The 20,401-nt window shown below is 73.0% G+C and carries 26 protein-coding genes; 12 read left to right on the top strand and 14 right to left on the bottom strand.

Going from position 1 to position 20,401, the window contains the following annotated elements:
- Window positions 1-17: 17 nt before the first annotated feature.
- From kdpC to ACZYRU_RS00375, 4 genes are read left to right on the top strand one after another with little or no spacing between them, the layout of a single operon-like run.
- Window positions 18-620 (top strand): potassium-transporting ATPase subunit KdpC, encoded by a 603-nt coding sequence (gene kdpC, locus ACZYRU_RS00390; protein ID WP_488955090.1) that lies wholly within the window; start codon window positions 18-20, stop codon window positions 618-620.
- A gap of 4 nt (window positions 621-624) precedes the next feature.
- Window positions 625-3,162, top strand: coding sequence for a sensor histidine kinase (locus ACZYRU_RS00385; RefSeq protein ID WP_488955089.1), 2,538 nt, complete (start codon window positions 625-627; stop codon window positions 3,160-3,162).
- Window positions 3,159-3,836, top strand: coding sequence for a response regulator (locus tag ACZYRU_RS00380; RefSeq protein ID WP_488955088.1), 678 nt, complete (start codon window positions 3,159-3,161; stop codon window positions 3,834-3,836). The genes ACZYRU_RS00385 and ACZYRU_RS00380 overlap by 4 nt, the downstream gene beginning before the upstream one ends.
- A 23-nt stretch (window positions 3,837-3,859) precedes the next feature.
- Window positions 3,860-4,333 (top strand): acyl-CoA thioesterase, encoded by a 474-nt coding sequence (locus ACZYRU_RS00375; RefSeq protein WP_488955087.1) that lies wholly within the window; start codon window positions 3,860-3,862, stop codon window positions 4,331-4,333.
- On the opposite strand, the gene ACZYRU_RS00370 is transcribed toward ACZYRU_RS00375, so the two are convergent.
- From ACZYRU_RS00370 to ACZYRU_RS00345, 6 genes are all read right to left on the bottom strand, one after another.
- Window positions 4,311-5,045 (bottom strand): DUF4184 family protein, encoded by a 735-nt coding sequence (locus tag ACZYRU_RS00370; RefSeq protein ID WP_488955086.1) that lies wholly within the window; start codon window positions 5,043-5,045, stop codon window positions 4,311-4,313. The two genes, ACZYRU_RS00375 and ACZYRU_RS00370, sit on opposite strands and share 23 nt — an antisense overlap.
- Before the next feature lie 2 nt (window positions 5,046-5,047).
- The gene (locus tag ACZYRU_RS00365) at window positions 5,048-5,356 is read right to left on the bottom strand and encodes a DUF1905 domain-containing protein (RefSeq protein WP_488956230.1); all 309 of its coding nucleotides are present in this window, start codon (window positions 5,354-5,356) and stop codon (window positions 5,048-5,050) included.
- Window positions 5,357-5,402: 46 nt separating this feature from the next.
- On the bottom strand, window positions 5,403-5,573 hold the full coding sequence (locus tag ACZYRU_RS00360; RefSeq protein WP_488955085.1) for a hypothetical protein: 171 nt from the start codon (window positions 5,571-5,573) through the stop codon (window positions 5,403-5,405).
- 211 nt (window positions 5,574-5,784) lie between these two features.
- Window positions 5,785-6,177: a hypothetical protein gene (locus ACZYRU_RS00355; RefSeq protein ID WP_488955084.1), complete on the bottom strand. Its 393-nt coding sequence runs from the start codon at window positions 6,175-6,177 to the stop codon at window positions 5,785-5,787.
- Window positions 6,178-6,224: 47 nt separating this feature from the next.
- A complete protein-coding gene (locus tag ACZYRU_RS00350) occupies window positions 6,225-7,490 on the bottom strand; it encodes an ankyrin repeat domain-containing protein (protein ID WP_488955083.1) in 1,266 nt (421 codons plus the stop codon).
- Window positions 7,487-8,509 (bottom strand): SMP-30/gluconolactonase/LRE family protein, encoded by a 1,023-nt coding sequence (locus ACZYRU_RS00345; protein ID WP_488955082.1) that lies wholly within the window; start codon window positions 8,507-8,509, stop codon window positions 7,487-7,489. The genes ACZYRU_RS00350 and ACZYRU_RS00345 overlap by 4 nt, the downstream gene beginning before the upstream one ends.
- 144 nt (window positions 8,510-8,653) lie before the next feature.
- On the opposite strand from ACZYRU_RS00345, the gene ACZYRU_RS00340 reads away from it, so the two are divergent.
- Window positions 8,654-9,895, top strand: a complete 1,242-nt coding sequence (locus tag ACZYRU_RS00340) for a sensor histidine kinase (protein ID WP_488955081.1) — start codon at window positions 8,654-8,656, stop codon at window positions 9,893-9,895.
- Window positions 9,892-10,518: a response regulator gene (locus ACZYRU_RS00335; RefSeq protein WP_488955080.1), complete on the top strand. Its 627-nt coding sequence runs from the start codon at window positions 9,892-9,894 to the stop codon at window positions 10,516-10,518. Before ACZYRU_RS00340 ends, ACZYRU_RS00335 begins: the two co-directional genes overlap by 4 nt.
- 80 nt (window positions 10,519-10,598) lie before the next feature.
- Here ACZYRU_RS00335 and ACZYRU_RS00330 read toward each other — a convergent pair whose 3' ends face one another.
- Together ACZYRU_RS00330 and folE are read right to left on the bottom strand one after the other, a co-directional pair.
- The gene (locus ACZYRU_RS00330) at window positions 10,599-11,795 is read right to left on the bottom strand and encodes an NAD(P)/FAD-dependent oxidoreductase (protein ID WP_488955079.1); all 1,197 of its coding nucleotides are present in this window, start codon (window positions 11,793-11,795) and stop codon (window positions 10,599-10,601) included.
- Window positions 11,792-12,397 (bottom strand): GTP cyclohydrolase I FolE, encoded by a 606-nt coding sequence (folE, locus tag ACZYRU_RS00325; RefSeq protein ID WP_488955078.1) that lies wholly within the window; start codon window positions 12,395-12,397, stop codon window positions 11,792-11,794. Before folE ends, ACZYRU_RS00330 begins: the two co-directional genes overlap by 4 nt.
- A 66-nt stretch (window positions 12,398-12,463) precedes the next feature.
- Between folE and ACZYRU_RS00320 the strand changes: the two genes are divergently transcribed.
- Window positions 12,464-13,099 (top strand): pentapeptide repeat-containing protein, encoded by a 636-nt coding sequence (locus tag ACZYRU_RS00320; RefSeq protein WP_488955077.1) that lies wholly within the window; start codon window positions 12,464-12,466, stop codon window positions 13,097-13,099.
- 45 nt (window positions 13,100-13,144) lie between these two features.
- Here the strand turns inward: ACZYRU_RS00320 and ACZYRU_RS00315 are convergent, their stop codons facing one another.
- The 5 genes from ACZYRU_RS00315 to ACZYRU_RS00295 all read right to left on the bottom strand — a co-directional run bounded on the left by ACZYRU_RS00315 (window position 13,145) and on the right by ACZYRU_RS00295 (window position 17,126).
- Entirely contained in the window at window positions 13,145-13,738 is a 594-nt protein-coding gene (locus tag ACZYRU_RS00315) for a TetR/AcrR family transcriptional regulator (protein WP_488955076.1), read from the bottom strand.
- Window positions 13,739-13,808: 70 nt separating this feature from the next.
- Window positions 13,809-14,489, bottom strand: coding sequence for an ABC transporter ATP-binding protein (locus tag ACZYRU_RS00310; RefSeq protein WP_488955075.1), 681 nt, complete (start codon window positions 14,487-14,489; stop codon window positions 13,809-13,811).
- A 31-nt stretch (window positions 14,490-14,520) separates the two neighbouring features.
- Window positions 14,521-15,618 (bottom strand): ABC transporter permease, encoded by a 1,098-nt coding sequence (locus tag ACZYRU_RS00305; protein ID WP_488956229.1) that lies wholly within the window; start codon window positions 15,616-15,618, stop codon window positions 14,521-14,523.
- Between the two features lie 90 nt (window positions 15,619-15,708).
- The gene (locus ACZYRU_RS00300; protein WP_488955074.1) at window positions 15,709-15,999 is read right to left on the bottom strand and encodes a hypothetical protein; all 291 of its coding nucleotides are present in this window, start codon (window positions 15,997-15,999) and stop codon (window positions 15,709-15,711) included.
- A 50-nt stretch (window positions 16,000-16,049) separates the two neighbouring features.
- Window positions 16,050-17,126, bottom strand: coding sequence for an oxygenase MpaB family protein (locus ACZYRU_RS00295; RefSeq protein ID WP_488955073.1), 1,077 nt, complete (start codon window positions 17,124-17,126; stop codon window positions 16,050-16,052).
- Between the two features lie 63 nt (window positions 17,127-17,189).
- On the opposite strand from ACZYRU_RS00295, the gene ACZYRU_RS00290 reads away from it, so the two are divergent.
- Genes ACZYRU_RS00290 through ACZYRU_RS00280 form a run of 3 tightly spaced genes read left to right on the top strand, consistent with a single transcriptional unit; the run spans window position 17,190 to window position 18,738 of the window.
- Window positions 17,190-17,798, top strand: a complete 609-nt coding sequence (locus tag ACZYRU_RS00290; protein ID WP_488955072.1) for a TetR/AcrR family transcriptional regulator — start codon at window positions 17,190-17,192, stop codon at window positions 17,796-17,798.
- Window positions 17,786-18,271: a GNAT family N-acetyltransferase gene (locus ACZYRU_RS00285; RefSeq protein WP_488955071.1), complete on the top strand. Its 486-nt coding sequence runs from the start codon at window positions 17,786-17,788 to the stop codon at window positions 18,269-18,271. Before ACZYRU_RS00290 ends, ACZYRU_RS00285 begins: the two co-directional genes overlap by 13 nt.
- The gene (locus ACZYRU_RS00280) at window positions 18,268-18,738 is read left to right on the top strand and encodes a GNAT family N-acetyltransferase (RefSeq protein WP_488955070.1); all 471 of its coding nucleotides are present in this window, start codon (window positions 18,268-18,270) and stop codon (window positions 18,736-18,738) included. Before ACZYRU_RS00285 ends, ACZYRU_RS00280 begins: the two co-directional genes overlap by 4 nt.
- Here the strand turns inward: ACZYRU_RS00280 and ACZYRU_RS00275 are convergent.
- Window positions 18,718-19,599 (bottom strand): AraC family transcriptional regulator, encoded by an 882-nt coding sequence (locus ACZYRU_RS00275; RefSeq protein ID WP_488955069.1) that lies wholly within the window; start codon window positions 19,597-19,599, stop codon window positions 18,718-18,720. The two genes, ACZYRU_RS00280 and ACZYRU_RS00275, sit on opposite strands and share 21 nt — an antisense overlap.
- A 50-nt stretch (window positions 19,600-19,649) precedes the next feature.
- Between ACZYRU_RS00275 and ACZYRU_RS00270 the strand changes: the two genes are divergently transcribed.
- Window positions 19,650-20,039: a VOC family protein gene (locus ACZYRU_RS00270; protein WP_488955068.1), complete on the top strand. Its 390-nt coding sequence runs from the start codon at window positions 19,650-19,652 to the stop codon at window positions 20,037-20,039.
- 50 nt (window positions 20,040-20,089) lie between these two features.
- On the top strand, window positions 20,090-20,362 hold the full coding sequence (locus ACZYRU_RS00265) for a hypothetical protein (RefSeq protein WP_488955067.1): 273 nt from the start codon (window positions 20,090-20,092) through the stop codon (window positions 20,360-20,362).
- The last annotated feature ends 39 nt before the right edge of the window (window positions 20,363-20,401 follow it).

Genomic DNA, 20,401 nt, shown 5'->3' with positions numbered 1-20,401 from the left:
CGGAAAGCAGAGATCCCATGTCCCTCACCTCCACCCTGCGCGGCGGCCTCACGCAGCTCGCCGCAGCAGCCCGCGTCCTCGGCGTGCTGACCGTGCTCCTCGGCCTCGCCTACCCGCTCGCACTGACCGGCTTCGCCCGAGTCGTCGTACCGCACCGCGCCGACGGCGCCCTGGTCGAGCGCGACGGCACCATCGTCGGCTCGACCCTGGTCGGCCAGTCGTACGCCGGGGACGCGGCGTACTTCCAGTCCCGTCCGTCCGCCGCGGGCGACGGCTACGACCCGCTCGCCAGCGGTGCGTCGAACCTCTCCCCGGCGAACCCCGACCTGGTCGCCACCGTGCGGCAGCGGATCGAGGAGGTCGCGGCGTTCGACGGCGTCGACCCGGCCGACGTCGCGCCCGACGCCGTGCTCGCCAGCGGCTCGGGCCTGGACCCGCACATCTCGCCGGAGTACGCCGCCCAGCAGGTCGCCCGGGTCGCCCGCACCCGCGACCTCCCGGCCGCCACCGTCCGGCGTCTCGTCGAGGAGAGCACCACCGGCCGCACCCTCGGCTTCCTCGGCGAACCGCGCGTCAACGTGCTCGAGCTCAACCTCGCCCTCGACGGGCTGGAAGACTGAGGGCATGAAGCGAGGTCGGCTGCGGGTCTACCTCGGCGCCGCCCCCGGCGTCGGGAAGACCTACGCCATGCTCGGCGAGGGCCGGCGCCGGCTGGACCGCGGCACCGACGTGGTGGTCGGGTACGTCGAGACGCACGGCCGCAGCCACACCGCGACGATGCTCGACGGGCTCGAGGTGGTGCCTCGCCGGAGCACCCGCTACCGCGGCACCGACCTGGAGGAGATGGACCTCGACGCCGTCCTGCGGCGCCGACCGAAGGTCGCGCTCGTCGACGAGCTGGCGCACACGAACGTGCCCGGGTCGCGCAACGCCAAGCGGTGGCAGGACGTGCAGGAGCTCCTCGACGCCGGCATCGACGTCATCTCCACCGTCAACGTGCAGCACCTCGAGTCGGTCAACGACGTGGTCGAGAAGATCACCGGGGTCCGGCAGCAGGAGACGGTGCCGGACGCGGTGGTCCGCGCCGCCGACCAGGTCGAGCTGGTGGACATGTCGGCCGAGGCGCTGCGCCGCCGGCTCGCCCACGGCAACGTCTACGCGCCCGACAAGATCGACGCCGCGCTCTCCAACTACTTCCGCGAGGGCAACCTCACCGCGCTGCGCGAGCTGGCGCTTCTCTGGGTCGCCGACAAGGTCGACGACGCCCTGCAGGGCTACCGCCGCCAGCACGACATCACCGGCACCTGGGAGGCCCGGGAGCGGGTCGTGGTCGCGCTGACCGGCGGTCCCGAGGGCGAGCAGCTCGTACGACGGGCCGCGCGGATCGCCGCCCGCTCCGGCACCGGCGACCTGCTGGCGCTCCACGTCAGCCGCTCCGACGGGCTCACCGGTGCCGACCCCACGCACCTCGCCCGCCAGCACCAGCTGGTCGAGTCGCTCGGCGGCACCTACCACCAGCTCCTCGGCGACGACGTCCCCGAGACCCTGCTCGCCTTCGCCCGCGCGGAGAACGCGACCCAGCTGGTGCTCGGCGACAGCCGGCGGTCGCGGTGGGCGGCGTACGTCCTGCCGCCGGGGATCGGCGCCCGCACCATCCGGGCGTCCGGCGACATCGACGTGCACATCGTGTCCCACACCCACGCCGGCCAGGGGCGCCGGCTGCCCGTGGGCCGGGGCGCGCTCAGCCTGCGCCGGCGGATGCGCGGCTACGCGCTGGCCGTGCTGCTGCCGGCGCTGCTGACGCTCGCGCTGCTGCCCGTCGACCACGCGCTCAACCTGGTCAGCGACGTGCTGCTGTTCCTGCTGCTGGTGGTCGCCGTCGCCCTCGTCGGTGGCGTCGGACCGGCGGTGGTGGCCGCGCTGCTGGGGTCCTTCCTGCTCAACTTCTTCTTCACCGAACCCGTGCACACACTGACCATCGCGAGCACCAACAACGCGCTGGCGCTGGGCGTCTACCTGCTCGTGGCGGTGATGGTGAGCTCCGTGGTCGACCTGGCCGCCCGGCGTACCCGACAGGCGGCGCGCGCGGTCGCCGAGTCCCACGTCCTCGCCAGCCTCGCCGCCACCCCGCTCACCGGCAGCCACGACCTCGCCGTGCTCCTGGAACGCTTCCGCGAGAGCCTGTCGCTGGACTCGGTCGCCTTCCTGGAGAAGGACGACCGGACCTGGCGGCTGCTGAGCGCAGCCGGACCGGACCCGGCCACCACGCCCGAGGCGGCGGACACCGTCGTACCGGCGGATCCGGACACCTCCCTCGCCCTGCGCGGGCGCGGGCTCGCACCCGAGGACGCCCGCGTCGCCGCGGCGTTCGCGGCCCGGACCAGCCAGGCGGTGCACCAGATCCGGCTCGCCGAGGAGGCCGCCCGGGCCGGCACCCTCGCCGAGGCCAACAACGTGCGTACGGCGCTGCTGGCCGCCGTCGGCCACGACCTGCGCACCCCGCTCGCGGCCGCGAAGGCCGTCGTGTCGGGCATGCGGGCCGAGGACGTCGCGCTGACGGAGGACGACCGGCGCGAGCTGCTGCGCACCGCCGACGACGCGCTGGACACCCTCGCCGGGCTGGTCGACAGCCTGCTCGACCTCAGCCGGCTGCAGGCAGGTGCGCTGCCGGTGCACCTGTCCCCCACCCTGGTCGAGGACGTCATCGCCGGCGCCCTCGACGACGTCAGCATCGCCGGCCCGGTGCGCCTCGACGTCGCCGAGGACCTGCCGCCCGCGCTGGTCGACGCCGCCCTCCTGGAGCGGGTCGTGGTCAACCTGCTCACCAACGCCCACCGCTACGCACCCGAGGGCGCGCCGCCGCTGCTGACCGGCAGCGCCGTGCTCGACCGGGTCGAGATCCGGGTCGTCGACACCGGTCCGGGCATCCCGGCGGCCGAGTACGAGCGGGTGTTCCTGCCGTTCCAGCGGCTCGGCGACCACGACAACAGCACCGGCGTCGGCCTCGGTCTGGCCCTGTCCCGCGGCCTGGTCGAGGCCATGGGCGGCACACTGGAGCCCGAGGAGACGCCCGGTGGAGGGCTGACCATGGTGATCTCGCTGCCCGTCGCGGCCGGCGAGCCCGCCGGAGGAGACCTCGGTATCAGGGAGCGGGTGGGATGACGCGGATCATGGTCGTCGACGACGAGCCGCAGATCGTGCGGGCGCTGTCGATCAACCTCCGGGCGCGGGGCTACGAGGTCACCACGGCCGGTGACGGCACCGAGGCGGTCGCGGTCGCCGACCTCGCACCGCCCGACCTGGTCATCCTCGACCTCGGCCTGCCCGACCTCGACGGCGTCGACGTGATCACCCGGTTGCGCGCGCGGTCCGCCGTCCCGATCCTCGTCCTCTCGGGCCGCAGCGACAGCGCTGACAAGGTCGAGGCCCTCGACGCCGGTGCCGACGACTACGTCACCAAACCGTTCGGGATGGACGAGCTGCTCGCCCGGCTGCGGGTGATGGAGCGTCGTACCGCGCCGATCGGCGAGGCAGCTCCCGTGGTCGCGTTCGGCGACGTCACCGTCGACCTCGGCGCCACCCGGGTCACCGTCCGCGGCGAGGAGGTCCGGCTGACGCCGACCGAGTGGCACCTCCTCGAGGTGCTGCTGCGCAACCCGGGCCAGCTGCTCAGCCAGCGCCAGCTGCTGACCGAGGTGTGGGGGCCCGGGTACGAGAACGCCCACGGCAACCTGCGCCTGTACGTCGCCCAGCTGCGCCGCAAGCTCGAGGCCGACCCCGCGCGGCCGGTGCACATCAGGAACGAGCCGGGGATGGGCTACCGCTTCGAGCTGTGATGCCTGCTGCGAGGATGCGGCTCGTGGGCAAGGTCTTCGAGTGCGAGATCCAGGCGCGGCTGCGCGACATCAACCTCGGCGGCCACGTCGACAACGTCGAGGCGATCCGGGTGCTCGACGAGGCCCGGCTGATGTTCTTCCGGCACGCGCGGCTGACCGACGGTGACGAGCCCCGCGGCCTGCTCCGCGACCTGCCGAAGGGCGTGACTGAGCTGGTCGGCTCCCAGCACGTCGAGTACCACGCCGAGATGCGCTTCGCCGCCTACCAGCCCTTCCTGGTGCGGATCTGGGTCAGCCACGTCAGCCGCTCCTCGTTCGCGGTCTCGCTGGAGCTGCGGGTCGCGCCCGACCACCCGCCGGCCGTCGTCGCCGAGACCAGCGCGGTGTTCTGGGACACCGCGGCCGGGTCGTCGTGGCCGATCTCCGACGCGGTACGCGCCGCGCTGGCGGCGTACACCGGCGAGCCGGTGGCGCTCAGGCCCCGACCGGGTCACTGACCTCCGGCGCGATCCGCCAGGCAAGGCCGAGCAGGCCGACCAGCGCGGCCAGGGCGAGGATGCCGGCGACCGCAGCGTGGAAGGCAGCGGTGTGCAGACCGTCGTCGAGGTGTCGTACGCCGCCGGCGAGCGAGATCGCGGTGGCGACACCGAATCCGGCCGGCAGGGTCGCGGCGGGCAGCCGCCGGGGACGAGGTGCGCTCCGCGGGAAGCGGCGGACGTGGTGCAGGATCGCCCAGCCCACGACGAGGAGGCCGAGGATCCCGGACACGAACTGCGCCCACTGGTGACCGGGCAGGGCGCCGTGCGTCTCCTGCAACCAGGCGACGTGCCGCACTCCCCAGCGGCCGTCATGGGTGAAGGCGTCCCACAGCGCGTGCGTGGTGGAGCCGACGACGGCCGCGAGCGGGGCGAGCAACCAGGCCCGGCGCCCGATCCGGGCATGGGCGGGGAGCCGGTCGCGGACCGCGGCGGGCGCGGTGTCGACGAGGGCGTCGCGCCCCAGCAGGTCCCAGAAGGCCAGCAGGAACAGGGTCAGCGCGAGGTCGAGGGTGACGATCCCGGCGGGGCTGTGGCTGAAGCCGTAGAGCCCCCAGGTCTGCGCGAGCACCGGCAGGTCCGGCGCCATCGACCCGATCACCAGCGCCGACAACGGCACTCCGAGGCCGCGCAGCGGCAGGACGGCGGCCGGATGGGCGAGGGTGACCGGCACGGTCAGTCCCGGTCCCGGGCCGCCAGCGCGAGGGTCGCGGTGAGCTGCTGCCCGACCTCGATCCCCTCGGCCCGTCGCACAGCGACCTTCAGCGGCACCAGGTAGCGCCCGTCCTTGGGGAACAGCGCGGTGCGGAAGTCGGTGTCGCCGATCCGGACGTCGACCGCGACCTGGCCCCAGTACTCCTGGCCGCGGGCGGCCTCCTTGATGTCGTCGCTGGTCTCGACGGGCACCTCGAGGAAGTGGAACGGCGCCGGGCCGCGCCACTCGAGAACGGCGCCGGAGAAGACGAAACCGGGGTCGGGGGACATGGGCACGCGGCCACGGTAGTCCCCCGACCCCGACGGGTCCGGTCGATCAGTGGGTCGGGTCGGTGATGACCTGGTACGGGCCCGAGGCGACCGCCTCGTCGAACTTGCTGTCGACGTACAGGATCCGGCCGCGCAGCGTCTTCGCGGTGGTCAGCACGCGGTCGGCCGCGCTGGCCTCCTGGCCGAGCGTGAGCAGCCTGCTGCCGTCGGCGGACACTCGGAGGGTGGCCCGGGGACGCGGAGCGCGGCGAGCAGGTCGCCGTCCTTGCTGTAGACCCACAGGTCGGGACGACCGCTGCGGTTCATCGTGATCTCCTGGTCGGGGTGGCTCGTGGTGTTGAGTCCACGCTCCGTCCCGGACCGGGTCCCGCACGTCGGGCAGCCGGCCAGCTCTGGATAGCCGATCGGTTGATGCCCGGTCCGCCGGATCAGTAGCCGCTGTCGAAGCCGCCGTCGTCGTACGGGTCGTACTCGTAGGTGTCGACGTAGTCCGGCGGCCGCTCGTGCCCGATGTCGCACAGGTCGGCGGGCGAGAGGAAGCCGCTGCCGTCGGCCTCCTCGTCGGCGATGCAGTCGTACCAGTCGGAGTAGTCGTTGCCGCCGCCCGTCGGAGCGGAGGACGACGACGCCACGACCGCACCGATGAGCACGATCGCGATCACGAGGACGCCGCCGATCAGGACCTTGGCATCCGAGCTGGCCGGGGCGCCTCGCACCGGTGTGAACTCGTCCGCGGCCAGCAACGGCTGCGGCTGCTCGGTCGGCTGCTCGGACGGCTGCTCGGACGGCTGCTCGTCCGGCGCCTGGTACTGCTCCCACATGCGGGCGATCCTGCCCCGAAGCACCGCACCTACGCACGGCCAGGGGATCAGCGGCGCAGGAGGTCCGCGATCGCGTCGTACCCGCGCTGCTCGGCGTGCTGCAGGGGCGTGACGCCCTCGCGGTCGGCGATGGACGGGTCGGCGCCGGCGTCGAGCAGGATCCGGACGATCTCCTGGTACGGCTCGCTGCCGTTGCCGAGGATGATCGCCTCCAGCATCGAGGTCCAACCGAGGTCGTTGACGTGGTCGATGTCGACGTCGGTCCGCACGACCCGGCGGATGTAGTCGACGTGGCCACGCTCGCCGGCGGGGATCGGCGAGAGGCCGCCGTACCGGTTCTTGATGGTCAGGTCGGGGTTGGCCGGCAGCAGCGCCTCGAGCATCGCGACGCTTCCGGTCACGCCGGTCACCAGCCACGGGGTGTCGTGGCGGTCGTCGAGGGCGTCGGGGTCGGCGCCCATCGCGACGAGGACGTCGGCGACGGCGACGTGGTCGTAGGTCGACGCCAGCAGCAGGGCAGTGCGCTCGTGGTCGTCGCGGGCCTCGAGGTCGGCGCCGGCACGCAGGGCGACGGCGACGGCATCGGCGTCCCCGGTGCGGGCGGCGCGGAGCAGCGCGGCGTCGGCGTCGCGCGGAGCATCAGCGGTGGTCACGTTCGTCAGGATCCTCTCCAGTCCGTCGTACCCGCGTGCGCGGGCCATCTGCAGCGGGGTCAGTCCCGCCGACGGCGAGACCTTGTCGAGTCGGACGCCGCCGGCGGCGAGCACGCGCACGGTGGTGGCGTACGACGCCGTGTCCTCGCCGAGCCAGACCGCCTCGTGGATCGCCTGGTAGCCGATCCGGTTGACGTGGTCGCGGTCGATGCCGGCCCGCAGCAGCTCACCGACGACGAGGCCGTGCCCGCGTTCGGCGGCGCGGATCAGGCCGGTGCCGTTCCAGCTGTCCTTGTCGTCGACCAACGCCTCGTGCCGGAGCGTCAGGCGGAGCAGGTCGAGGTAGCCCTCGCTGGTGGCGATCAGGTACGCCGACTGCTCGGTCTCGTCCTTCGCGTTGACGTCCGCGCCGAGCTCGATCAGCCGGCGGGCGCGGGGGACGTCGTTCGCCCAGGCCGCGTCCCGCAGGCGCCGGTCGAGCCGGGCCTGCGGGACGGGCGCCTGGGTGGGAGCAGGGCTCGTCGTCGGCTCGGCGGTGACGGGCCGCTCCGCCGGGCGACCGGCGTCGGTCGGCCCGGTCGGTCCGGTCGAGCCCCCGCCCCCGCACGCGCCCAGGACGAGCGCGAGCGGGAGGGTGGCGACGACGAGCCGACGGTTCATCGGGTCGGGTCCGCGATGACCTCGTACGGGCCCGTGGCGTTCGCGCCCTCGTCGAACTTGCTGTCGACGTACAGGACCTGGCCGGCGATCTCCTTGGCCGTGGTCAGCACGCGGTTCGGCGAGGAGGCGCGCTGGCGGATCAGCTTGGCCTTGCGGCCGTCGTCGGACAGGCGCAGCGTGGCGATCATCTTGCTGAAGTTGCGCACCACGGTGAGGCGGTTGCCCTGGAGGACCAGGCCGTCGGCGTTGACGAGGTCGGCGCCGCCGGTCTTGACCTCGGTGACCTTGCCGGTCCTGAGCGCGAAGCGCCACAGCTTGCCGTTGTTGCCCTGCGCGACCACCAGCGACTTCTCGTCCGGGCTGACCACGATGCCGCCGAGGTTGAAGCCGGCGGCGACGGCGATCTTGGCGCTGGCGTCGGACCAGAGCTCCGCCTTCCAGCCGTTCTTGCCCTTGGCGACCTTGTAGACCTCGGCGTCCTTGGAGTTGGTGAAGTAGGCCGCACCGTCGGGGCCGATCGCGACGTCGTTGAGGAAGACCGGCTTGCCGGGGACCTGGAGCGCGGCGAGCAGCTTGCCGGTCTTGGAGTAGACCCACAGGTCGGGGCGCGAGGTGTTGTCGGTGCCGGGGTTGCCGATGCCGTTGGCGCCGGCGTCGTTGATGCCGTTCGGGCCTCCGGCGATGTAGACGCGGCCCTTGTCGTCGACCGTCACGCCGCGCGCGGTGAAGCGGCCGTCGGTACCGGCACCGCCGAGCCACTCCTGGGTCTGGGCGACACCGACCTTGCCGCGGTGGATCTCGCCACCGGTGACCTCGCTGACGTAGAAGCGGCCGCGCTTCTCGTCGGCGCCGATGCCCTCGAACAGCGAGGACCCGTCACCGGTCAGGTTGTAGACGGCGGCGCGGCCGTGGTCGCGGTCCTTGTCGGCGAAGGCCGGGGTCGCGGTGCCGAACGCGGCGCCGAGGGTGCTGACCGCGGTGGCGGCGAGCAGCGTGCTGGCGATGGTCTTGCGGTTCATCGTCTCTCCTGGAAGTGGTGGATCAGGTTGATGTCCCCAACCCTCCCCCGTCCACCACCCCCCGGACGTCGGGCAGCCGGCTACCCCTCGATAGCCAAATGGTTGATGCCGCCGACCGCCGTACCTCCCTAGGGTGGGCGCACCATGTCCCTGCCCTCCCTGTCCTCGGTCTCGCTCGGCCTGCGCCGGCCCGGCGAGCACGGCATCCTCGCGCCCGCCAGCCGCCTCGACCGGTGGCTGCTGGTCGTGCTGGTGGTCATGCTCGTCACCTGCGCGGTGCGGTACGTCGACCGGCACGCCTTCGATGCGACCGGCGCCGCCGTGCTGGCCGGTGCGCTCGTGCTCGGCCTGGCCTACGCGACCCGCGGCCTGATGGCCGACCGCAGCTGGTGGCCGACGGCCTGGGTGACCGGCATGGTGGTGCTGTGGGGCGCGCTGACCGCGGTCGCGCCGTCGTTCGCGTGGTGCGCCGTGCCGGTCGCGTTCGCGGTGATGCGGGTGCTCCCATTCCCCTGGGCGGTCGGCACGGTCGTGCTGATGACGGTGCTGCTGACCGCCGCCTGGCAGCGGATCACCGAGGGCTTCGACCCGGTCCAGGTCGCCGGACCGATCGGTGTCGGTCTGGTCACCGTGCTCGCCTACCGCGCGCTCGACAACGAGTGGCGGGCCCGCCAGGACCTGCTCGACCAGCTGGTCGAGGCGCAGGCCGAGCTCGCCGAGGAGCAGCACCGCACCGGCGCCCTCGCCGAGCGGACCCGCCTGTCCCGCGAGATCCACGACTCCGTCGGCCAGGGTCTCTCGAGCATCAACCTGCTCCTGCAGGCCGCCGAGCAGTCCTGGTCCGCTCAGCCGGCCACCGCCCGCGAGCACGTCCGGACCGCCGCCGCCACGGCCCGCGACGGCCTCGACGAGGTACGCCGCGTCGTACGCGACCTGGCGCCCGCCGACCTCGCCGGCGACGTCACCGGCCACGCCCTGCCCGACGCGCTGCGCCTCGCCGCCGACCAGTGGGCCCAGGCCTCCCCCGGCATGCGGGTCGAGGTCCGTGTCGACGGCCAGCCGGTCGTCGTACCCCCCGACGTGGCGGCCGCCCTGGTCCGCACGGCCCGCGGCGCCCTGGCCAACGTGCGCGAGCACGCCGAGGCCCAGCGCGTGGCCCTCACCCTGACCTACCACCTCGACGAGGTGGTCCTCGACGTCCGCGACGACGGTCGCGGCTTCGAACCCGCGCAGGTGCGCGCTGTGGGGACGCGCGGTCGCGGCCTCGCCGGCGTCCGCGACCGCGCGGAGGCCCTCGGCGGCCGCGCCGACATCGAGAGCGCCCCGGGCGAAGGCACGACCGTGTCCGTCCGCTTCCCCGTGACCGAGAAGAAGGAGGAGCGATGATCCGGATCGTGCTGGTCGACGACCACCCGGTCATCCGGGCCGGGCTGCGTGCCCTGGTCGAGGGGCAGGACGACCTGTCCGTGGTCGGCGAGGCCGACGGGCTCGACCGCGCGGTCGCGGTGGTCACCGCCGACCGGCCGGACGTCGTGCTGATGGACCTGAGCCTCGGCGACGGCGAGGCCGGGGGTGCCGAGGTCACCGCCGCGTTGCGGGCGCTCGACTCGCCGCCGGAGGTACTCGTCCTGACGACGTACGACACCGAGTCCGACATCCTGCGCGCGCTCGAGGCCGGCGCCCGCGGCTACCTGCTCAAGGACGCGCCGCCCGACGAGCTGTTCGCCGGCATCCGCGCCACCGCCCGCGGCGAGACCGTCCTCGCACCATCGGTCGCCGCGACGCTCGTGCGTCGTACCACCCCCGGCGCGGTCACCATCACCGAGCGCGAGGTCGAGGTGCTCGAGCTGCTCTCACGCGGCCTCGGCAACAAGGAGATGGCGCGCGAGCTGTTCGTCTCCGAGGCCACGGTGAAGTCGCACCTGTCGCACATCTACACCAAGCTCGGCGTCGACACCCGCGCCGGGGCCGTCGCCGCCGCCATCGAGCGGCGGATCATCCGCGCCTGAGCCCCTTGTAACTAAGTGTTACAGCGCGGTTTTCCACCACTTGCGCCCCACTGGCCCCAAATCAGCGACGTAACACTTAGTTACATGAGTTCGGCCAGCGGCACGGCCGGGTCCCGGACCGCATCGGTGACCGGGCTGCCGACCACGGCCCGCAGCGGCCCGATCGCGTCCCAGTCGTTGAGGTGCATCCCGGCGATCACCCGGTCCTCCCGCAGCCACAGCACGCTCGCCTGCCGACCGGCCAAGTCGCCGCGGACGACGAGGGCGTCGTACCCGGCGCCGTGACCGACGTACTCCATCCCGAGGTCGTACTGGTCGGTGAAGAAGTACGGCAGCCGCGTGTACGGCTCGTCGCTGCCGAGGAGCACCCTCGCGGCATGGCGGCCGTGGTGGATCGCGGTGTCCCAGTGCTCGACGCGGATGTGCGTGCCGAGGGCGGGGTGGTCGTGGTTGGCGACGTCGCCGGCGGCGAAGACTGCCGGGTCGGGGGTGCGGAGCCAGGCGTCGACGAGGATGCCGTTGTCGACGGCCAGACCCGCTCGGGCCGCGAGCTCGTCGGTGGGCGAGACGCCGACGGCGACGAGGAGCAGGTCGGCGACCACCGGGTCGGAGCCCTCGACGTGGACGACGGCCTCGCCGTGCTCGTTCTCGATGCCGGCGACCTGGACCCCGAGCCGCAGGTCGACGCCGTGCCCGCGGTGCAGGTCGGCGAAGACGGTCGCGATCTCGTCGCCGAGCACGCGCTTCAGCGGCAGCGGCGCGGACTCGAGGACGGTCACCGACGCGCCGCGCTGACGGGCGGCCGAGGCGACCTCGAGCCCGATCCAGCCGGCACCGATGATCGCGATCCGCGCGCCCTCGGTGAGCCGCTCGCGCAGGGCGAGGGCGTCGTCGAGGGTGCGCAGGTGGACCACCGGTGCGCCCGATGCGTCGGCCATCGGCAGGTGCCGCGGGGTGGCGCCGGTCGCGAGCAGCAGCCGGTCGTAGGGCAGCTCCCCCGAGTCGAGGTGCACCCGCCGCCGGTCGAGGTCGAGGCCCGTCGCGACGGTCCCCACGCGGACGTCGACCTGGTGCTCGTCGTACCACTCACGCGGGTGGACGTAGGCGTCCTCCGGCTCGGAGGTTCCGAGGAGGAGGCCCTTGGACAGCGGAGGACGCTCGTACGGCGGGTACGGCTCGCCGCCCACGACGACGATGTCGCCGGTGTGGCCCTGCTCGCGCAGCTCGCTGGCGGCGTTGGCGGCTGCCAGCCCGGCGCCGATCACCACGACGTTCATCGCCGCCCCCTCGTCAGGTCGAGGAACTCCGCGCGGCTGCGGGCGTCGTCACGCAGCTGCCCGAACATCGCCGACGTCAGCGTCCGCGAGCCGGTGGCGCGGGCCCCGCGCAGGCTCATACAGGTGTGCTGGGCGTCGATCACGACGCCCACGCCGCGCGGCTCGAGGGCACGCTGCAGGTGGTCGGCGATCCGTTTGGTCAGCCGCTCCTGGGTCTGCGGCCGGCGGGCGTGGTGGTCGACCATGCGGGCGAACTTCGACAGCCCGAGGATGCGGCCGCCGGGCAGGTACCCGACGTGCGCGACGCCGACGAACGGCAGCATGTGGTGCTCGCACAGCGACTGGACCGGGATGTCCTCCACGAGCACCAGCTCGTCGTACTCGTCCTCGTTGGGGAAGGTCGTCATCTCGAACTCCGGCGGTGACGTCAGCTCTGCCAGCGCGTCGACCATCCGGCGCGGGGTGTCGGCGAGGTGCTCGACGGTGAGGTCGAGACCGAGCGCGGCGAGCAGGTCGACCGCAGCGCGGTGGGCGCCCGCGCGGTCGACGGACGGACCATCGGTGACGACCCTCGGCCGCCACTGTTCCTCTAAAATCGTCACGCTTACTATTTAGAACCTGTGGAGGGGCCGCTGTCAACAGTCGGACCCTGCGTCCAGACTCCTTCCATGGCTGACCGACGACACGGCACCCCCGCCCCACCGACCGACTCCGAGGTGGTCGCCGAGCGCTGGGACGGCGAGGACCTGTCCGGCCGGACCTTCGAACGGGTGGCCTTCGTCGACGTCGACCTGACCGACGTCGTTGCCCGGGGCGCGACCTTCGAGGAGTGCACGTTCCGCGACTGCGACCTCAACGGCGGGCAGTTCACCGACACCGGCTTCCTCAACTGCACCTTCACGAAGTCCGCCTTCTTCGGCGCCCGGTTCGAGGGCTGCAAGCTGGTGGGGTCGATGTTCGACCGCTGCCGGTTCGGGCCGGTCGAGATCGTGGGCGGCAACTGGCAGTTCGTCGGCCTGCCCGGTGCCGATCTGCGGCAGGCCACGGTCCGGCGGGCCAGCTTCCGGGAGGCCGACCTCACCGGTGCCCGACTTGCCGGCGCGACGCTCCACCACGTCGACCTCGGCGGCGCCTGGCTCCACCAGGCCGACCTGTCGGGGGCGGACCTGCGCGGTTCCGACCTGACCTCGCTCGACCCGGTCGCGGCCTCGCTCGGCAAGGCGGTCATCGACCTCGACCAGGCCGTGGTGCTGGTGCGCGCGCTCGGCCTGAAGGTCGAGGAGGCGGTGCCGATGGAGTCCTGACAACTCCACATCGGACCGATCCGGCCGGCCCGCGGCCCGCCACGATCAGTCGAGCCCGGCCACCGCCGTCGCGGCCCGGTGCAGCTCCTCGCGTACGACGGCCGCCGGCACGCCGCCCGCCACGAGGTCCGCCGACGACCGGACCAGCCCGGCCACCAGCAGGGCGCGGACCCGCGCCTCCTCCGGCGTACGGGCGCCGCCGGCCCGGAGGACGGGCCCGAGCGTGGCGTACAGCTCACGGTGTCGCTGCCCGAAGTGGGCGACGATCTCGGGCGACAGTTCGGGCGCTGCCGCGCTCGCGTCGACCAGGGCGCCGTGCGCCTCGTCGGTGACGAAGTCGAGCTGCACGTCGAGCCAGGCTCGCAACCCGGCCGGCGTCGGGCCGAGCTCGTCGACGACCTCCTGCGAGCGGGCGAGGAGCGGGTCCATCTCCCGGTCGAACCAGACCTGGAGGATGTGCCCCTTCGTCGGGAAGTAGCGGTAGAGCGAGGTCCGGCCGAGGCCGACCTCGGCGGCGATGTCGCCGAGCGAGACCGCCGCGACCCCGCGCTCCGCGAACAGCCGCTGGGCGGCCTCGACCACGGCCGCCTCCTGCGCGGCGACGTGCTCGGCGATGTTCGCGCCGGTGATCCGCGGCATGGGGGCTCCTCCCGTGGTCAGGGTCGGGTGTCGGGGTCGGGTGTCGGCCCGTGCGTCCGCCCGGGGTCGGTCAGGTCCTGCTGCCCACCTGGACCACGCCCTGGCTCAGGTGCAGGTGCCGGTCCGCCCGGGCGGCCTGGTCCGGGTCGTGGGTGACCACCACGGTAGCGGCGCCGACGCGTCGGGCCTCGTCGAGGAGCAGGTCGAGCACGGCCTGGCCCCGCTCGGGGTCGAGCGAGGCGGTGGGCTCGTCGGCCAGCACGACACTCGGCTCGTTCATCAGCGCGCGGGCGATGCCGACCCGCTGCCGCTCGCCGCCGGACAGCTCGGCGGGCCGGGCGCCCAGGCGGTCGGCGAGGCCGACGCGGGTGAGCAGGTCGACCGCGCGAGCGCGGGCCGCCGCGTCGAGGTTGCCGGCGATGTGGGCGACGACCTCGACCTGCTCGCGCGCGGTGAGCGCGGGCAGCAGGTTGGGCGACTGGAACACGATGCCGACCTCGTCGCGGCGCAGCCGGACCCGGCCGCGGTCCTTGAGCGCGCTCGCGTCGGTGCCGCCGATCAGCACCCGCCCCTCGTCGGGGGCGCGGAGCAGGCCGGCGACCGCGACGAGGGTGGACTTGCCGGAGCCCGAGGCGCCGGTGACGGCGACGGTCTCGCCCGGCTGGACCTCGAGGTCGAGCCGGTCGAGGAGGACGCGGCGCGCGGTGCCGTCCGGGACGGCGACGGTGATGTTCTCCAGGTGGAGGGACATGGGATCTCCTGAGGGGCGGAAGGGCGAGGGGTCAGTCGGCGCTGCGCAGCGCCATGGCGGGGTCGACCGAGACCACCTTGCGGATGCCGGCGAGGCAGCCGAGCAGGCCGGCGACGACCAGCAGCCCGAGAGACGTCAGCGCCGGTGCCGCGGCGAGCCGGAACGGAACGGCGGTGTTGTCGACGAGGGCACCGGCGCCGAACGCGACCAGGCCACCGAGGAAGGTCGCGCCGAGCAGCACGACGACCAGCTGGCCGACCGCGTCCTTCGCGACGTAGGCGCGGGACGCGCCGAGTGCCTTGAGCAGGGCGATCTGGCGAGCGCGCTGCATGGTCCACACCACGAAGAAGGCGCCGACGATGAGCGCGGAGATGACGAGCAGGAACCACTGGATCATCGACATGGTCTGGGTCTCGCCGGCGTACCCGGGCGAGCCGGCGTACGCCTGCTCCTTGGTGACCGTCGACGTGCTGTCGGCGGCGTCGATCCGCTTGGCCGCGGCGGCGACGGTGTCGGGGTCGCCCTTGAGCGCGATGGCCGAGAAGCGGCCGCGGGCGTTGTCGCCGTACAGCAGCGACTGCCACGTCTCGAGGCTGGTGAAGGCGATGTCGACGTGGCCGTACGAGCCGGCGTAGGTGAAGCCGAGGACCGGGAGCTTCTCGTCGACACCGACGATGGTCAGCTCGTCACCGGCCTTGATCCCCTGCTCCTTGAACTCGTGGCTCAGCACCAGCCCGGGGGGCCCGGCGAGCGCCTTCTCGGCGTCGTGGCGCGGCGCGAGGAAGGAGCCCTCCGGTACGCCGAACAGCGCGACGTCCACCGTCTTGCCGCCCTCGGTCCGGGCGTTCACGAAGGACACCCCCAGCGGCGAGGCGTCGACTCCGTCGACATCGGACCACTGCTCGAGGTCCTTGTCGTTCAGCGTGGAGCGGCTGAAGGTCTCCTCGGCCCCGTGCTGGAACGCGAGGTGGGTCATCGGCAGCCGGCGCAGGCCGGAGATGCCGTCGTCGACGAGCCCGTTGGCGAGACCCGACAACATGGTGGTCAGCATCGCCACCAGGGCGATCACCGACCCGACGAGGACGAATCGTCCCCGAGCGACACGCAGCTCCCTCAGCGCGAGGTACATCTCCACCACTCCCTGCTTGCAGACACTGTGTCGACATCATATCGACGCAGTGTCTGCAAACAAGGAATCCAGGAGACCGTGACGGAGGACTCAGCCCTTCTGGATCGCGGCCAGCACCGCGTCGAGCTTGGTCTTGAGCTCGGGCACCTCGTCGAGCAGGACGAGCTTCTCGTTGAGGTCGCCGAGCAGGGCCTGCACCTCGCCGAGCACCACCTTGGTCTCGGCCAGCGTCGTGTCGACGGTGGTCAGCTTGCCGTCGACGTCGGCCAGCGTCGTGCCGACCGTGCCGAGCGTGGTGTCGACGTTGCCGAGCGCGGTCTCGGCGCTCCTGAGCACCTTGTCGGCGCGCTTGAGGACGTCGGCGACGGGGTTCAGACCCATGGGTTCTCCTTCAGCACAGAACAGGTGGGCTCACTCTGGCAGGCGGACCCTCAGGCCAGGCGGCCCAACACGGCCTCGGACTCGACGAGTCCGGCGTCACTCGGCGCCTCACCCTGGCCGAACACCTTGTCGTGCTGCTTGGCGCGCCAGGCGAGGTGCGCCTCGGCGGGTCGGTCGTACCCGTACCGCTCCTGGGCCTGCACCGGGGTCAGCAGCTCCGGGGTCACCGGTGGTACGCCGAGCAGGACCGGCGCGACCACCGGGACCGTGCTGGGGGAGAGCAGGGCGAGGACTCGCAGCTGGAGCCGCTTGCTCACCGAGATCGCCGCAAACGTCGTGCGCAGCACCGGCCGCGCCACGACGTCCATGAACCGCGGCTGGCCCACGTCGCCCATCTCCCGCATCCAGTGCGGCAGGGTCGCGATCACGCCGGCCCGGAAGAACCGCCCGACGACCCACTGGGCCGGTCGCAGCACGAGCGGTACGTCGACCAGCTGGTCGATGTCCATCAGGTGCTTCATCGCGCGCTGCGCGATGGGCGAGCCGGACATGACCGGTCGCATCCGCTCGTAGTACGCGTGCAGCTCGGCCCGCGAGCTCGGCACGTCGTCGGGCGAGCAGGTCTGCAGCTCGGCAGCGCGGGCGCACTCCTCCCAGTACTGCGCCTCCTCGGCCTCGGACAGCCGGCCGGGCCCGTACATCTCGTACGCCTTGAGCACCGAGTGCCACCCCGTGACGAGGATCCACAGCTGTGAGTCGGGGTCGTTCGCGTCGTACTGCCCGCCGCCGTACGGCTCGGTGCCGATCGCCTTGCTGTGCACCTTGACCAGCACGTCCGCGGCACGGGCGGTGGTCCGGCTGTCGCCGAACGCCACCAGCGCGAAGTAGTGGATGGTGCGGTCGTAGCGGGTCCGCGGCCGCTGGTAGATGTCCTGGGTCCGGTCGACCGAGGCCACCAGGTTGGGGTCGAGCTCCTCGACGACGACCGCCCGGCTGAAGCCGATGGTCAGCGAGGTCGGGTAGCCCCAGACCTTCCAGGCCACCGAGTCGGGGCCGAAGAACCCGTAGTCCTCGGCGGGCGTGATCTCGTGGGAGCCGCTGCCCCGGTTCATCCGTAGGATCGCCATGACGACAGAATGCTACGGTTGTGTAGTAAATGGAAGAGGGAGTTTCGACCTAGGGTGGGCGCCATGTCCGAGACCGCCCGCAAGCGCCGCCCGTACGCCCCGCGCGTGCCGATGGCCGAGCGCCGCGAGCAGCTCCTCGACGCCGCCCTGACGATCATCGACCGCGACGGGTACGACGGCGTCTCGATCGACGCCATCGCCCGCGAGGTCGGGGTCACCCGCCCGGTCGTGTACGGCGCCTTCGAGGGGCTCGGCCCGCTGCTCACCGCGCTCCTCGACCGGCAGCAGCAGCGCGCCATCACCCAGCTGTACGGCGCCCTGCCGCTCACCGCGCTCACCGGCACCCCGCTGGGGATCGTCGAGCAGGGGATCCCGTCGCTGCACGCGATGGTCCTGGCCGACCCGGTCACCTGGCGCGCGATCCTGCAGTCGCCGGGCAACGCGCCGGACCCGGTGCGCGAGCGGATCGAGGGCGACCGCAGTCGCGTGCTCGGCACCATCCGGATGATGGTCGCCGCGGTCGTCCCGGGTGCCGACGCCGACGTGCTCGCCCACGCGGTGCTCGCGCTGCTCGAGCACTTCGGCCAGCTGGTCCTCGCCGAGCCCGAGGAGTTCAGCGCCGAGCGGCTCACCGCCTCGGCCCGCGCGATGATCGGGGCATGGCTCCGGTGAGCGCCCCCACGATCCGGCTCGCGACCCCCGCCGACGCCTTCGTCGTCGGCGGGCTGCTGTTCGACTTCAACACCGAGTACGACACCCCCACCCCGAGCGCCGCCGACTTCGGCGACCGCTTCACCGCGCTCCTCGCGCGCCCCGACGTGTTCGTCGTGCTCGCCGAGGACCCCGCGAGCGGCGACGCGACCGGGTTCGGCTTCCTGACGCTGCGTCCCACGCCGTACGGCGACGGCCCGCTCGCCCAGCTCGAGGAGCTGTACGTCGTCCCGCCGCTGCGCGACCACGGCATCGGCACCGCCCTGCTGACCCGCGCGCTCGACGAGGTCGAGCTGCGCGGCGGGATCGAGGTGCACATCAACGTCGACGAGGTCGACACCGACACCCGGCGGTTCTACGAGCAGCACGGGTTCACGAACATCCAGCCCGGTGAGGACTACCGGATGCTCTGCTACCTCCGCGAGCTGACGTGACGCTGGTCCGGGAGGCCCGTCCCGGCGAGGCCGCGCTGCTGTCGGACCTCGCGCTGCGGTCGAAGGGCCACTGGGGCTACGACGCCGCCTTCCTCGAGGCCTGCCGCGCCGAGCTCACCCTCCGCGACGACGAGCTCGCCTCGCGGAGGGCCATCGTCGCCGAACACGACGGACGGATCGCGGGATTCGGGACCCTCGAGGGCGAGCCGCCCCGGGGCGAGCTCGGGATGCTCTTCGTCGACCCCGTGGCGATCGGGCGGGGCGTCGGCCGGGCCCTGCTCGCCCACCTGCTCGACCGGGCGCGGGCCGACGGCTTCACGGTGCTCACCGTCGACGCCGACCCGAACGCCGAGGCCTTCTACCTCGCGCACGGCGCGGTCCGGGTCGCTGCCGTCCCGTCGGCGTCGATCCCCGGCCGCGTGCTCCCCCAGCTCGAGCTCGGGGTGTCAGGCCCGGGGGTCTCGTGACGGTCGCTGCGCGACCTCCTCGACCTCCGGGGACCGCTGCGCGCTGAACTCCCCCGGCGTGACGCCGGTGACCGAGCGGAAGTCGCGGGTCAGGTGCGCCTGGTCGGCGTACCCCAGCTCGGCGGCGACCCGCGCCAGGTCGACCCGCTCGCCGGCGCGCAGCAGGTCGGCGGCGTCGTGCAGCCGGCGGCGCTGCACCAGCCACTTCGGCGACAGCCCGATCCGACGGCGCGTCAGCCGCTGCAGCGCGCGCTCGCCGATGTCGAACTTCTCGCACACCTGCGAGACCCGCTGCACCTCGCGCTCGCCCTCGACGTACTCCACGACCGCGTTGACCAGTCGCCCCTCGTCGTCGACCGGCACGAGCACGCCGAGCGCCTCGGCCACCAGTGCACACGCCTCCTGTTGCCGCGCGACCTCGGCGGGGTCGTCCCCGAGTGCGTCCGCCACCGCTGCGGCCAGCCCGACGGCGTCCAGGCCCGCCACGTCGGACAGCGGACGACGCAGGTTGGTCAGCTCCGCCACCGGACCCCCGACCAGCGCGAGCCCCGCGGCGGGCTGCATCATCACGCCGACCGCCCACCCGGTGCCGCTCAGCTCCTCGGTGCTGAGCCCGGCGTGCGGGCCGACCAGCTGCCCGCCGTCGGGGCCGACGACGACCTGGCACACCGGGTACTGCAGCACCCGCTGCACCGAGCTCTGCCCGGGCGGCAGGGACCAGACCGGCACCCAGAACCGGCGCACGGCGTCGGCCAGCGACGGCGGTGGGGCGTAGCGCCGCAGCGAGGGGCTGTAGCCGCGGACGTCGCGCAGCTGGGCGGGCTCGACCACGTCGAGCGGTCCGTCGGGCGTCCAGCGCATGTGTCGGATTCTTTCAAGACACTGTCGGTGGCCACGGGCATGGTGGGGACATGACTTCTCCCGTGACCGAGCTCATCGCGTTCACCATCGACTCGGCCGACGCCGCCGCGCTGGCCCGCTTCTACGCCGAGCTGACCGGCGGGGAGGTGACCGGCGACTACCCGGAGTACGGGTACGCGTCGGCCTCCGTCCTCGGCGCGACCCTCAACTTCCAGACCGTGCAGGACTTCTCGCGCCCGCAGTGGCCGGGCCAGGCGCACCCGCAGCAGTTCCACCTGGACTTCCGGGTCCCCGACCTCGAGGCCGCCACCGAGCACGCCCGCTCGCTCGGCGCGAGCGTGGCCGACACCCAGCCGGCCGCGGAGGTGGGCGGCTCGTGGCGGGTCATGCTCGACCCCGACGGGCACCCGTTCTGCCTCTGCCCGCCCCAGGAGGGCTGACTTCACCCGAACCGGTGACAGCCCGGCGCACCCCGGCACATGATGGGGCCATGCGCCGGGTCCACCACCCTCTCCCGAGCGCGGGTGCCGCCTACCTCGACGCCCGCGGCGACGGCCGCGCGATGCGGGTCAGCTGGCACGCGGAGGCCGAGGTCGTCGTCCTGTCACTGTGGCGCGACAACGTGTGCACCGGCAGCTTCCAGCTCGCGCTCGAGGACGTCCCGGGCCTGGTCGACCTGCTCGCGGCCCGGTACGGCGACGCACCTGACGAATGGGCTGTGTATCAACCGGATACGGAGCCCATCCGTCAGGTGCGTGCGTAGGGTTTCGAGGCTCGGCCGCGGGCGGCCTCGCACCTCAAC

The sequence above is a fragment of the Nocardioides sp. F233 genome (assembly GCF_057813895.1).
Note: the sequence above shows the minus strand (reverse complement) of the source record. Positions and strands in the feature narration are given on the sequence as shown.